Origin of the sequence: Streptomyces rhizoryzae (assembly GCF_023155275.1) — a bacterium.
Taxonomy (GTDB): Bacteria; Actinomycetota; Actinomycetes; order Streptomycetales; family Streptomycetaceae; genus Streptomyces; species Streptomyces rhizoryzae.
Genome location: NZ_JALMUV010000045.1, coordinates 1 through 12,125 on the forward strand (window position 1 = coordinate 1; position 12,125 = coordinate 12,125).

At 69.5% G+C, this 12,125-nt stretch carries 9 protein-coding genes and 2 pseudogenes; 1 reads left to right on the forward strand and 10 read right to left on the reverse strand.

The window, feature by feature from the left end; all coding sequences use genetic code 11:
• Window positions 1-52 precede the first annotated feature (52 nt).
• From MUU72_RS28260 to MUU72_RS28280, 5 genes and pseudogenes are all read right to left on the reverse strand, one after another.
• Window positions 53-1,129: pseudogene (locus MUU72_RS28260) on the reverse strand (putative type IV secretion/conjugal transfer ATPase); the annotation flags it as partial.
• 26 nt (window positions 1,130-1,155) lie between these two features.
• On the reverse strand, window positions 1,156-1,608 hold the full coding sequence (locus MUU72_RS28265) for a DUF6238 family protein (RefSeq protein WP_248016246.1): 453 nt from the start codon (window positions 1,606-1,608) through the stop codon (window positions 1,156-1,158).
• A gap of 34 nt (window positions 1,609-1,642) precedes the next feature.
• Window positions 1,643-3,109, reverse strand: a complete 1,467-nt coding sequence (locus tag MUU72_RS28270) for an SCO6880 family protein (RefSeq protein WP_248016247.1) — start codon at window positions 3,107-3,109, stop codon at window positions 1,643-1,645.
• Between the two features lie 152 nt (window positions 3,110-3,261).
• Entirely contained in the window at window positions 3,262-4,671 is a 1,410-nt protein-coding gene (locus MUU72_RS28275) for an SCO6881 family protein (protein ID WP_443743068.1), read from the reverse strand.
• Window positions 4,634-4,990: pseudogene (locus MUU72_RS28280) on the reverse strand (hypothetical protein); the annotation flags it as partial. The pseudogene MUU72_RS28280 and the gene MUU72_RS28275, both read right to left, overlap by 38 nt.
• Before the next feature lie 577 nt (window positions 4,991-5,567).
• On the opposite strand from MUU72_RS28280, the gene MUU72_RS28285 reads away from it, so the two are divergent.
• Window positions 5,568-6,314: a DNA-methyltransferase gene (locus MUU72_RS28285; protein ID WP_248016248.1), complete on the forward strand. Its 747-nt coding sequence runs from the start codon at window positions 5,568-5,570 to the stop codon at window positions 6,312-6,314.
• Between the two features lie 93 nt (window positions 6,315-6,407).
• On the opposite strand, the gene MUU72_RS28290 is transcribed toward MUU72_RS28285, so the two are convergent.
• From MUU72_RS28290 to MUU72_RS28310, 5 genes are all read right to left on the reverse strand, one after another.
• Window positions 6,408-7,346, reverse strand: coding sequence for a DUF5655 domain-containing protein (locus MUU72_RS28290; RefSeq protein WP_248016249.1), 939 nt, complete (start codon window positions 7,344-7,346; stop codon window positions 6,408-6,410).
• A 197-nt stretch (window positions 7,347-7,543) separates the two neighbouring features.
• Complete coding sequence (locus tag MUU72_RS28295; protein WP_248016250.1) at window positions 7,544-8,395, reverse strand: immunity 49 family protein; 852 nt, start codon at window positions 8,393-8,395, stop codon at window positions 7,544-7,546.
• A gap of 12 nt (window positions 8,396-8,407) precedes the next feature.
• Complete coding sequence (locus MUU72_RS28300; protein ID WP_248016251.1) at window positions 8,408-11,212, reverse strand: hypothetical protein; 2,805 nt, start codon at window positions 11,210-11,212, stop codon at window positions 8,408-8,410.
• The gene (locus tag MUU72_RS28305; protein ID WP_248016252.1) at window positions 11,209-11,661 is read right to left on the reverse strand and encodes a DUF6507 family protein; all 453 of its coding nucleotides are present in this window, start codon (window positions 11,659-11,661) and stop codon (window positions 11,209-11,211) included. Before MUU72_RS28305 ends, MUU72_RS28300 begins: the two co-directional genes overlap by 4 nt.
• A gap of 130 nt (window positions 11,662-11,791) precedes the next feature.
• The gene (locus tag MUU72_RS28310; protein WP_248016253.1) at window positions 11,792-12,103 is read right to left on the reverse strand and encodes a pore-forming ESAT-6 family protein; all 312 of its coding nucleotides are present in this window, start codon (window positions 12,101-12,103) and stop codon (window positions 11,792-11,794) included.
• Between the last annotated feature and the right edge of the window lie 22 nt (window positions 12,104-12,125).

Here is a 12,125-nt window from a genome sequence, read left to right on the forward strand (position 1 = left end):
CCACATCAACGATCCGGACGCAGAGCAGTCACATGATCGGCCGGACAAGTCCTAGTGCGCTCTCCATCCACGCGGAAGCGCAGGTCATGGCCAAGACCAACGCGGTGTCGTCACCGGAGCCGCCGAGACGGGAGAGGTCGATGGACAGCATCGGGGTGGTGGGGTCGAAGGCCACCGTGGAGGGGGCGTCGAACATGCCGCTCAGGTCGCCGTGGACGAGACGGCGAAGGGCGTGTGCGAGGTCCTGTGCGGCGGCCCCCATGCGCCCGGCGTGGTCACCGAGGGCCCGGTCGAGGCGCTCGGGCGAGCCGAGGGCGTGCGCGATGTCGCCGAGCAGCGGCACCGTGCCGCCGGCGTCGGCCTCGGCGACGGCCAGGTCGAGGGCGAGGTCGAGAGCCGTGTGTTCCATCGGCAGGAGATCGCGCTTGAGGACTGTGCGGGCCAGGCCGGCCAGGAGCAGGAGGCGTCGCTTTCGCACCTCGGTGGTCCAGTCGCTCTCGCTCACCGAGGCGGGCCGGGCCGGAGCGTCCAGCGGGTTCAGCCGGCCCGGGAGCCCCGGCCCCAGCGCGATGCTGTAGCCGCCGAGGGCCTGGGCGACGGCCGTCCATTCTCCCTTGGGGTCGCACGGAACGTAGACCCGGTAGCCGTGGGCGATGGCACGGGTGGCTATCGACTTGGCCAAGGCGCTCTTGCCCATCCCGATGATTGCGGCCAGGACGGCGTTCGGATTGGTGAAGCCCTCGATCCGCCCGTTGCCGTACAGCGAGAAGGGGTCGTAGCAGAACGCCGCTTCGGCGTGCACGTCCCGGCCGATGAAGATCCCTTCGGCGCCCAGCCCGCCCTCCGCGAGAAACGGGTCCGCGCCGCTGACGGTGGCCGTGGTCATGCGGTGGGCGGGCAGGCTGAGCTTGCCGCCCCGGGCCGAGGAGGGGCCAGGGCGGCCGGACGGCGGGTAGGTCGGCCGCAATTCGGGGTCGAGGGTCTGCTCGGCGCGGTGCTTCGGTGAAGTTCCGGCGAGGCGGGCTTGGCGGCGGGCCTCGGCGAAGCCGGCACGTGCGGCTCGCTGCTGGGCGCGGGATGCCTTGCGGGGGACGAACAGGTGGGAGGCGCTGGCGCGGGGGCGGGGCATGAACGTTTCTCCAGACGGAAAGCTCGTCAGCGGTGGACGAGGCCGGTGAACGGCGCGTGCAGGTCGGCCGGGGTGGTGCGGCGGCGCACCAGATGCGCGGCGCGCTGGTGGCGCTGGCAGATGGTCAGCTCGGGCGCCCCTTCGGGCAGGCCGGCCTGGCATACCTCGGGCTCGGGCAGTTCGCCGGAGTGCGGCCGGGGTGCCGCGTGGTACGCGGTGTGGACGTGATCGGCGGCCTGCCAGATGCGAGTGCGGGCCGCGCGGAGCTGGTCTCCCGCAGCCGGGACGAGCTGCCCGGTGCGGACGGCATGGGCATCGAGCAGGCCGTGCAGTGAGACGAGGTGGGCGTGCAGGGCGTCCAGCTCGGCGCGAGTGGTGACGAGCGGGCCGCCCGGGATGTTGAGCGCGCGGTGGAAGTCGAGCGCTGCGGTGGCGAAGGGCACGAAGTCCTGCGCGGTCGGGCTGGTGGTGCGGGACATGGGCTGCTCTTTCGAAAGGGAGGGGCGGCCGGAGTCAGGTGGCGAGGGCGAGCGGCAGGGCGGCGGCGGTGAACGCTTCGGCCTGCTGCCAGGTAAGCGGCCGGAGGTTGAGCTGGGCGCCGACGGCCGCGGTCTCCACGACCGCGCAGGCGGACCGCAGTTCCTCCTCCGAGTCGACCGAGACGGTCAGCAGGCCGGTCAGGGCGACATCCGCGTGGCCGGCGATGAGCTGGCGCTCACGGGACTTGATGTCCTGGTACTCGATCGAGTCCGCCTCGGAGTCGACCTGGCCCCGCCGGGCTCGCTCGGCGGCGTCGGCGATCACACTGGCCTTCTTGCGCTGGACGTCGCGCAGCGCGGCGTCCAGTCCCTTCGGCTCGTACGACAGCGACAGGGTGCGCCGGCCCCCGGCGGTGAACAGGAGCTGGTGCAGGAAGCCCGCCGACGTCTCGGTCCGCGGCCAGTTCCCCACCCAGTACGTGGCGTGGACGGTGGAGTCGGTCGCGATGTGGTCCGACTTCTCAACGACCACGACGGGACCGGCAGCGGCGGGCTGGGCCTCGGGGCGGCCCGCGGTGGACCAACGGTCCAGCGTTGCGAGGGCCTTCGGGTCGTACGCGGCTCGCACGACGGCCGCGATCTCGCGGGATGTGAGCCAGCCGGTGGGGTTGAGCCCCGCGGTGCGGGCGGCCTGGTCGAAGGTCGAGGTCAGCTGGGCCAGGACGCTGAAGGCCCCGGTGAGACCGCCGCCGGCCTGGTTGATCAGACGTCGTGCGGCCTTGGCGTCCAGGGACACCGCGACGTACGCCTCGTGCGGCGCCGCGGCCGGGCCCGCGCTCTGGATCAGCTCGTTGTAGAGCGTGCCGGCCACGGGGGCATCGGGCCGGCCGTGCTCCTCCCAGTAGCGGCGCAGCGCGTCACCGGAGTCCGGGACGGTGCGCTCGATCACCTGGATGCGGGCGACCTGGCCGGTCCGGGTGAGCGCGGCCAGTGCGCGTCCCCAGCCATTGACGTTGGCGTTCTGGGTTCCCGGGTCGAGCAGCGCGTAGGCGCGGGAGGAGACCTCGACGACCGCGGTCAGGGTACCGGTGTGGGGGTTGTGGACCGCGCCGTACCGGCGGTCGGGGGCGGTGACCACACGCAGACTGGCCGCGGTACCGGGCAGGTGCAGGAGTCCTTCGCGGACCGGCCGGCGGGAGGGCCGGGCGAGCCAGATCAGCTGGCCCCGCGTCCGGCGCAGGACGTACCGGATGACGATCGGAGCCCAGTCGGCCAGGGCGCGGCCTCGGTACCGGACGAAGGTCAGGACGGCGATGACGGCCCAGAGGGGTATGAGTTCGAGGGCGCCGACCACGCCGTGCGTGAGGATCACGGCGAGGAGGAGCAGGCCGGTGAGACTGACGACGATCAGTTGCGGGGCGGTCAGGCCGAGCAGGATGCCGCGCCTGCTGCGGTGGGGAAATTTCACGGTGGCCGCTTGGGGCCGGTGCTTGTCAGACATGGTGATTCCAGACGGTGGGAGCGGGCGGAGGGCGAGGCGCGCAGCGCTCTTCTGGAGGTCATGGCGGGGCTCCGTTTCCGGCGATGGGCGGTGCGGGGTATGGGGCGCCGGGGGGCGGGCTGCGGGTGCGGCCCGCCCCCGGCTGTGGCTGGTCAGGAACCCGAAGGCGGCTGCTTCGGGAACACCCAACTGGTCGGTGTCGTAGATCCGATTGCCGAAGGCCCACTGGATGGCGGAGGCGGTGCGGCAGGGTCGCTCGTTCCGCCGGGAGCAGGGCCGGCAGGCGGCGCGGTACCCGCGTGGGTCATGCTGCCGCCCGGCGTCGTCGCGCCGGCGAACTGTCCACCCAGCGACCCTGCTTCGGAGCCCTCCGTGTCGCCGTCGCTGGGCCGGGTGATGAGCGGCGCGATGCCGGTGCGCTGGATCAGGGCTCGGCCCTTGTCGCCGGAGGCGTTCGGGTCTTCGCCGTATCGGAACCGTGTTTGGGGCTTGGGCGGTCCGGCGTCGATGCCCTCCTTGGTGAGGTTGCTGCCGGACGGGTTGATTCCGGAGGCGACACCGTCACTGTCTGCGCCGGGGACCTTGCTCGGCCCTTGCGGTGCAGGGGTGCCGGTGCCGGCCTGCATCGCCAGGCTGCCCGCGGTCTTCGCGGCCCCCGCGGCGACCGCCATGCCTGCGACGCCGGTGCGGTGCAGGTCGTCGTGGCCGCCACCGTCGCTCGCCCAGTGAACGAACTTGTACGTCGCGTACGGACAGAGCAGCACCAGGACCATTACGACGATGCCGGCCAACGCGTCGGACAGAGCCGCCATGCCGTCGTGGGCGTCGGACTTGCCCATCGCGGAGACACCGATCAGGAAGACCACGGTCATCAGCAGTTTCGAGACGACCAGGGTGGCGGTGGCCTCGATCCAGCCGCGCCGCCATCGCATGGCGACCTCCCAGCCGCCGCCGGAGCCGGCGAAGACGGCGAGGGCCACCATGATCAGCACGCCGACCTTGCGGGCGACCATCACGCCCCAGTACAGGAAGGCGCCGAGCGCGCACCCCAGGGCGACCAGGGCCGGGACGCCCCAGCCGAGGCCGTACATCGCCCCGAGCTCGTTGACCTTCACCACGCGCCGGATCGCGTCGTCGACTGAGGTGTTGGCTGCTTGGAACAGGCCGTCGGACAAGGCGTCGACCACAGTGAGGGCGACGGTGGTGAAGGCGAGGGCGCAGAAGCTGAAGAGGACGCCGGTCATGGTGCCGACCGCGGCCTTGGCCAGAGCGCGTTCGTCCCTCCGCCAGGCCGCGAACATCAACTGGATGCAGAACGTGCCCACGGTCAGGGCGAGCCCGATGGGCAGCAGCAGCTCGTAGTTGTGCCGGAACCACCCGGCGTTGAGATCGATGGCGGTCGTGTTGTTGACGGCCTTGGCGGCGAGATTCGACGCGCTGGCGGCCAGTTCTCCCGCCGACTTCGCGATCCACGCTCCGATGCCGTCGGTGACGGTTCCGGCGGGGTCGGTGGCGAAGTCAAGGCGAATCCCGGTCGCCGTAGGTGAGGTTCCGCAGGCCACTTTCCTGTAGTGCGGTGGCCAAGGCAACGACCTGCCCCCGGGCCGGGATGTGCATCGCGACGCCGGTGGCCTGGATCGTCTTGGCGTTGGGCACTTGCTCGGCCGGGTCGTCCAGCCCCGGCACGGCGACCGTCCCCTTGGTGCCACCGCCCAGGATCGCCTTGACCTGAGCGGCAACGGCTGAAGTGTCCACGGCCTGTGGGCCGTCGGTCGAGCAGGCGGCCGAAGCATTCCCGGCGCCGATGGCGAGGATCGGAACGGCCAACAGCAGCGGTCCGGTTGCGAAGAGACCGACGACCGCTCCGGTGGTCTTCTTCATCACCGCCGCCGTTCACCGACGCGCAGGTGCCGGCCGGATAGCGGTGCTGGATCAGGGCGCGGACGTATCAGGGCATGCTGCATCGCAGCGGCTCCTCGTGGTTCGTAGGAGGCGCGGTGCCGACTTCTCGTGCAAAGCCGTCGGCACCGCGCCGATGTGCATCCGCCTCTCGGGCGGGCCCGGGCCAGAGGAGTTGCTAGCTCCTGGGCGCCGGTCTCCGGTCACGCGCGGCAGCCAGCCGCGCTCGTAATCTCAGGCGGAACACCGGGTCTCCTCACGGCTTCGGGAATGAGCGGCCAATGGGCCTGCCGTGCTGCTCCTTTGGATGAGCCGACACGGATAAGTACAGGTCAGCGCGGGTGGAGCGAGGCTCTGTCCCGGTGACATGGCGAGACAGTAGGCCGGGATTCCGGCCGCACCAAACGGCTCCCGGCCCCGACCGCAGAGCACCGCTCGGATGGTTGGGTGCCGCCGGGAAACGCGGCTAACCTCCGGCGCACCCCCGCTCGGAACGACCGCTGCTGAAGCGCCGTGCGGAGCGGTTCAGTTCCGCCATGTCCTGAAAGAGGCCCCGCACATGAGCTACACGCTGCATCGAGGCGACGCCCTGACCGTGCTGAAGACCCTCCCGGACGAGAGCGTCAACGCCGTCATCACCGATCCGCCGTACAACTCCGGCGGACGCACCAGCGCGGACCGCACCGGCCGCACCGCGCGCGCCAAGTACGTCACCAGCAACAGCGCACACGACGTGCAGAACTTCCCCGGCGAGAACCGCGACCAGCGCAGCTACCGGAGCTGGTTGACCGCCCTGCTCACCGAGGCGTACCGGGCCTCCACCGAGCACGCGGTCGCCCTCGTCTTCTCGGACTGGCGCCAAGAACCGACCACGTCCGACGCCGTGCAGATGGCGGGCTGGACCTGGAGCGGCACGATTCCGTGGATCAAGCCCGCCAGCCGGCCTCGCAAGAGCGGGTTCAAGCAGTCGGCCGAGTTCATCACCTGGGGCGTCAAGGGCAGCCTGGCCAAGGACCGGGATCTGTACCTGCCCGGCCACTTCATCGCCTCCCAGCCGCGCAAGGACCGGGTGCACATCACGCAGAAGCCGGTCGAGATCATGCAGCAGCTCGTACAGATCTGCCCCGAAGGCGGAGTCGTCCTGGCCCCGTTCACGGGCAGCGGCTCCACCGGAATCGCGGCCCTCCGCGAGGGCCGTCGCTTCGTGGGCGTCGAGCTGTCCTCGCACTACGCCGACGTGGCCGAGCAGCGCCTCCGCGCGGAACTGACGCAGGACGACTTCGTCCTCGCCGGACCGGGGGAGTGACCATGAGAGCGGGCCCGGGGCCCGCGGACCGCAGACGCCAAAGGGCGGCCGGCACATCGAGTAAACGATGCGCCGGCCGCCCTTCCGCTTGCGTCAGGCCGCCTCGAACGCGCGCCGGATCAGCGGTGCTGCCTTCTCCAGGTCGGCCGCCGAGGCGATACGTACCTCCAGGTCCCCGGTCCCGAGATGTCCGATGCCGCGCATGTCCCGCGTGAAGCCCTCCTCCAGCGCGACGGTGCCCGGGTCCAGTCTGAGGTAGACCAGGATCGCCTCGTGCTTCGGACGGAAGATCACCGAGGCGACGTTGACCAGCCGGCGGTAGGCGATGTAGTGCCGGAGCGGGGCCACCTCGACCTCGCCCCACGCCGTGAGCGCGTCGTCCAGCTCCGCGTACAGGTCGCGCAGGCACTCAGGGACGAGACCACCAGGGTCGGTCGGCGCGGAAGCCGCCGGGGCCGCCGGCACGTCGGCGGTCGCCGTGGCGCGCTCCCTGCTCCGCCGAGACGAAGCAGCGTTGGCCGAACCGGGCGAGGAGTGCACGAGCAGCAGGCTCAGCAGGCCACCCTCGAAAACGCGGTAGCGCACCAGGTCGATCCGTTCGGGCAGCCGCTGCACGGCCACGCGGTCGTGGTGGGAGAAGCCCGCCGCGATGCAGACCATCCGCGGGCGGCGCCAGTCGATGGTCTCCGCGGCCTCCGCGCCGAGCACCCTCCGGACGAGTGCCTCGACCTCGTGGCGCGCCGAGTCCAGCCAGGACAGATAGGAGACGGCCTGCGACAGCACCCCGCTGTCGGAGCCCTTCTTGTACTCGATCACCACCGGGCTGCCGTTCTCATCCAGCCCCAGGGTGTCGATCCGGCCCCGGTGCCACGGACCGGTTGGGTACTCCGATGCTAGGAACCGGATGCCGAGCATCTGCTCCAGGCCGGCCTCGACCCGCCGCTGCAGCTCCACCTCCAGCGCCACCGTCGAGCCGGGCAGCTCGACATCCCGCCCGTTCTCGTCGCGTCGGAACAACATCAGCTCGGCCACCAGCGTCCCCCTCCCGTGATCTCTGCAAGAAGACCAATCAACGGGGGACTCTGACTATTCCGCAGTGGGCAGCCAAAACGGCTGTTTTCCCAGTTCTCTGGGCTATGACGGCCCGTCATCTAGCACCTGTCCAATGGGCCAGTACGGCCCATCGGATATCTCGCGGTGGAATGTCGGTGCGGCAGATGGGGTGGCTGCTATGTGGGGAACTCTCCGCACCAGTTGCGCTTGATGAGGACGGCGGGCAGGTACTCGGACTCGATCTCGATGGGCATGCCAGCGTCGTGGGCGATGCAGGCCATGGCGAGCGGGGCGAGGGCGACGAGGCCCGAGATCTCGAAGGCTCGCTCCTCCTCGCTCCAGTACTGCTTATGCCACTGTAGGGCGTTGGCCAGCGCCTTGTTGAAGCCGTCCTGGTCCTTGCGGATGAATCGGTGAAACATCTCCATCGGGGGATACAGCAGCTTGCCTACCGTTTCAGGATCGTCGACTGCTTCCGGGTCGGTGGCGTCGACCGCGGCCACCAGCTTCGGGACGAGGTCCTGGCCTCCGAGCCAATAGGTCTGGAGGGTTTCGATCCAGGCGTAGTCGTACTCCCCGAAGCGTGAGCCGTTCTCCCGCAGCAGGGACAGGGGTACCTGGCACAGGGCTGTGATCCTGTCCTTCTCCCGGCACACCACCGCCAGGTAGAAGGCACTAAGCCAGGATCCCGGGTGTACGTACCACTGCGGGCCCGTGGCCGAGAGCGTGCGGTCCTTGTGAGCGATGCGGCACTGCACGTGCTCATCGGTCGTGGTCGCGGCGGCGAACAAGGCGGAGCCGACCTGCATCGCGTTCACCCAGGCGTCCCACGTCGGGAAGATCGCGGCCCGTGGGTCCAACAAGCAGTGTGCCTCGGCCAGGGTGAGCGTGGTGCCCAGAGCATCGCCCAGATTAGCGGTGCCCGCCTCCAGACCGTCGATCAGTTCCTGCGCGTTCTCCTGGAGCACGGCGAGGCCGTCTTCCGCGTTCCCTGTGGGAAAGGGGTGGCGGGGGATGCTCGAGACCAACGCGTTTTCTCCTTAGAAGATCTTGAGGTATTTGAGCTCTGCGCCAGCATAGCTTCCGGTGTTTTCGGTGGCCTGGACGAGAACGTAGCGCAGGGTCTTGTTCTCGATGGCCGCTCTGATCTCCTTGGCGTATTGCGCGTCTTTCGGCGACACAAGGGCGCGCTGCTCCATATCGGCGCAAATGGTGCGGACATACTCGAGGGTTCCCTGCTTCACCATGGTGCCCCGGTCGAGCGCACCGTTGCCCTTGCGCCAGTCCAGTCGCGCGTTCGGGCCCTTCGCCTCGACGATGATGAGGTTACCGTCCTTGTCACGCCAGAGCTGGTCGAACCTCTTCGAGCCGTTGGGCGTCTCGGGAAGGTCGGTGATCTCGTGGGCCCCTTCGAACTCCTTCTGCAGGAGCATGTGGCAGCGTGCGGCCTCCTCGCCGAGGGCTTCGCCGAGCTTGGTGTTGTTGGAGACACCCTCGCCGACCGTCTTGTTGAAGTGATCCTGCGCGTCGGCGAGTGCCTGAGCGGTCTCATGGGTCGGGTTGTTCTCGTAAGCCTTTTCAGCGCTCTTCAGGTCCATGCCTGCTACGCGCTTGGCCGAAACGTCGTCGAGGTGGTTGAGGTGGCCTTGGTGGCCGACCGTATCCCGGCCCCGTACGAGGTCGTCCAGGTGGTACTTCTCGGAGTTCGCGTAGGGCAGGTCATCGGCGGCCATCCATCCGCCGCCCGGTTTCTCGGCCAGCTTCGGCAGAAGCTGGCCGTCGACCAATGCCTCGCCATTGTTCCGTTTGCCAAGCCCCCACTTGTCGTAGTGCTTTGCGCGCCAGACCGGGTCCTCGTTGGCCAGCCGGACGTGCTCACGGGTGATGGCCGCCCGTTCTGCGGGTGTCCGCTCGTCGGCAGGCTTCTCGCGGGCAGCTTCGTACTCCGCTCGGTGTGCCGCGTTCTCCGCGCCGCGGGCCGACTCCTCCGGGCTGCCCGGATGGATTCCACCTGCCGACGGGGGCTCGTGGTGGCTGCCGCCCGCGCCGGGCCCGTCGGCGTGAGAGCCGCCTGCCGACGGCCCGTCCGAATGACTAGGGTTGTGGCTATGGTCGGCAGTTGACGGGCTGTCCGGGTGACTACCGTCCGTGTGCGGTGCGTCACCTCGGCCACCGCGGGAGGCGTTGTCCAGCTCGTTGGTGACCATGCGGTCAGCTGCGTGGCCGGCAGGAGTGTGGCTCAAGGTGCCGCCCGGAGCCGTGTCGGTGCGGCCGACCGGGACGTCGTCTGCGGCACTCACCGGATCAGAGATGTCAGAGCCGACGCGTGTGACGTCGTCGCTGCGTCCGCCGACCCCGACCAGGACTGGCTGTTCCTGTCGGACTGGGCTCTCGGTCCGTGGGTTGTCCGCGCCCGTGGTAGGTGTGGTGGTCTGTCCCTTCGGGGCGTCTTCGGCGCGCTGGAAGAGGCTGCCATCCTCGTTGTAGAGGTCGCCTCTGCCGCTCATGTACCGCCCGGTGGCCGGGTCCTTCACCGTATTTGGCGGGAGTTCAACCGTTCCTTCGGGCAGTTTGACCCTGCTGCCGGAGAGTTTGTTCGCCCCTTCCGGGATGGCGGCGTCCTTGGGCAGCTGGATCGTGCCGTCCGGCAGCTTGGTGGCGCCTTCGGGCAGGCTGTAGACGCCCTCGGAAATCTTCGGGACCTGGAAGTGGCCGGCGTTCTTGAGGTGGGCCATCACGTCGCCGATCTTGGAGATGCCGGTGCCCGCGCCCTTGAAGACGTAGGTCATCGGGTCGATGACCTCGCCCACTTTCCCGGCTACCGACACGGCCCTGACCGCCACGCCGGCCTTTGTCGCGCCCTCCACGGCGGCGCCTCCGCCACGGGTGATGATCGCGGTGATGGCGTTGAAGGTGACCGCGCCGGCGGCACGGGAGCCGTTGGATTCCCACTGGTCCCAGGCCACGAATGCCTTGCCGGTCTCCAGCATCGCGGTACGGGAATCGCGGAACCAGGAGGGGAGCATGCGCCCCGGTGTCATCAAGTAGGGGGCGGCCAAGCCGGGCATGGCCAGGATGAGCGAAGTTGTGGTGGTGAGCTTGGCCAGGCCGAGCCATGCCTGTCCTGCGGCCTCCGAGCCCTCCCAGCCGAACAGGGTCAGCAGGCCCTTGATGCCGCCCCATGCGCCGTCGATGATGACGCCCTTGCCGAAGTCGTAGGCGTGGTCCCAGACCTTCCACCAGGGGACGGATTCCTCGACCGCGTCGCCCCAGGGCAGGCTGCGGGACTGCTTGAGGGTTTCGGCGTCGTAGCCGTAGCCGTTCTTGTGGGAGGCGTCGATGGCGTGGAGGGCTTTGCCGCCGACCAGGCCGACGATCTTGGCGTGACAGTCGCGTTCGGCCGCCTGGAACGCGGCCCACACCTCGGCGATCTTGTTGCGGCGCGCCAGGTTCTCGTCGGTCAGGTCACTGTCTTCGCGCCAGTCGTCGTCGCTGGAGTCGACTTTGTGGCGGAAGGCGGCGGCGTCCTGTTTGAGTTGCTGGAGCTGCTTGACCAGCGGGCGGATCTCGCTGGCGTAGGTGCCCAGGGCGCCGGCGATGACACGCGCGTCGTGGCCGACCTCGCGGGCCTTGTCCGCCACGGGCTTGGTGACGCCGAACAGTTGCTCCGCCTCGGGCGCCTTGTAGTAGGCGGACAGGCCGCCGAAGGACTTGTGGACGTCCGAGCCGGCGGTCGCGACCTTGGAGCCGCCGTTCGAGAGCGACTTCACCTTGGCTTCGAGTAGGTCCAGGTCGCCGGTGAAGACCGGTACCTCGGACGGGTCGACCGGTGCGCCGTCGCTCATCTCTGCTTCCCCCCGAAGTCCTTGAAGGCGTCCAGGCGCACCGCGCGGGCGGCGCGCTGGGCGTTCTGGGCAGCTTCCAGGTCGCCTTGGACGTACTCGTTGGTGGCTTTGGCCGCGCCCAGGACGGCGGCCTGGCAGCGATCGGCCATCGCCTTGAGGTCGCTCTTACGGGCCGCCGCGTACTCGGCCAGCGCGGCGCCGACCGGACCCGTCGACGTCTGCGACAGCACCGCTGCGCCCGTCGGCCCCTTCAGAGCGGGCCCCGGCATCACGGGCCCGTGCGGCAGCGCGGCCGCCTGTGAGCCCGGCACAGCCGTACCCGCTGCCCCAGCTGCCTCTCGCAGGTCCGCGAGCAGGGTGCTCAGGGCGTCCCCCAGATCTTCGGCGCGGGTGCCGACGATCTTCAACTGACCCTGGACTCCCTGCGGCTGAATGTCCCACGACGCCATGAAACGTCCGCATTCCTCTCTGCTGCGCTTTCACCGCCGCCACATCCCCCGTGGCTCCGCCGCTTCCTGCGGTCGGTAATCCGTCGGCGCACCGCGGAGGACCGCTCCTGCCGCTGCTGCGCCGGGTGGTTCAGCCGATGTTGTCGACCGCGGACTTCGCGCGGGCGAGCGTCTGGTGCGCGGTGGCGTCGTTCTTCTCCAGCGTGGTCTTGAGCAGGTGGATGATGTTCTTGACCTCCTGCGAGGCGCGGTTCCAGCGCAGTTCCTTGCCGTGGTACTCCTCGGCGACACCGTCCGCGGTGAAATCCGCCATCGCCTGCTTGACCTGAGCGTCACGTGCCGCGATCACCTGCTCCAGGCGGCCGATCACCGCCTGGATGTTGCCCTGTGCCTCCGCTGATGCGCCCGAGTCGTACGAGCGGCGGTCCATGCCGGCAGCCATCACAATCCTCCCCGTGGAAACC

Coding starts and splice junctions, on each gene's coding strand:
- MUU72_RS28305 (WP_248016252.1), bottom strand. CDS start 11,661: ATGGCGTCGTGGGACATTCAGCCGCAGGGAGTCCAGGGTCAGTTGAAG.
- MUU72_RS28285 (WP_248016248.1), top strand. CDS start 5,568: ATGAGCTACACGCTGCATCGAGGCGACGCCCTGACCGTGCTGAAGACC.
- MUU72_RS28300 (WP_248016251.1), bottom strand. CDS start 11,212: ATGAGCGACGGCGCACCGGTCGACCCGTCCGAGGTACCGGTCTTCACC.
- MUU72_RS28265 (WP_248016246.1), bottom strand. CDS start 1,608: ATGTCCCGCACCACCAGCCCGACCGCGCAGGACTTCGTGCCCTTCGCC.
- MUU72_RS28310 (WP_248016253.1), bottom strand. CDS start 12,103: ATGGCTGCCGGCATGGACCGCCGCTCGTACGACTCGGGCGCATCAGCG.
- MUU72_RS28270 (WP_248016247.1), bottom strand. CDS start 3,109: ATGTCTGACAAGCACCGGCCCCAAGCGGCCACCGTGAAATTTCCCCAC.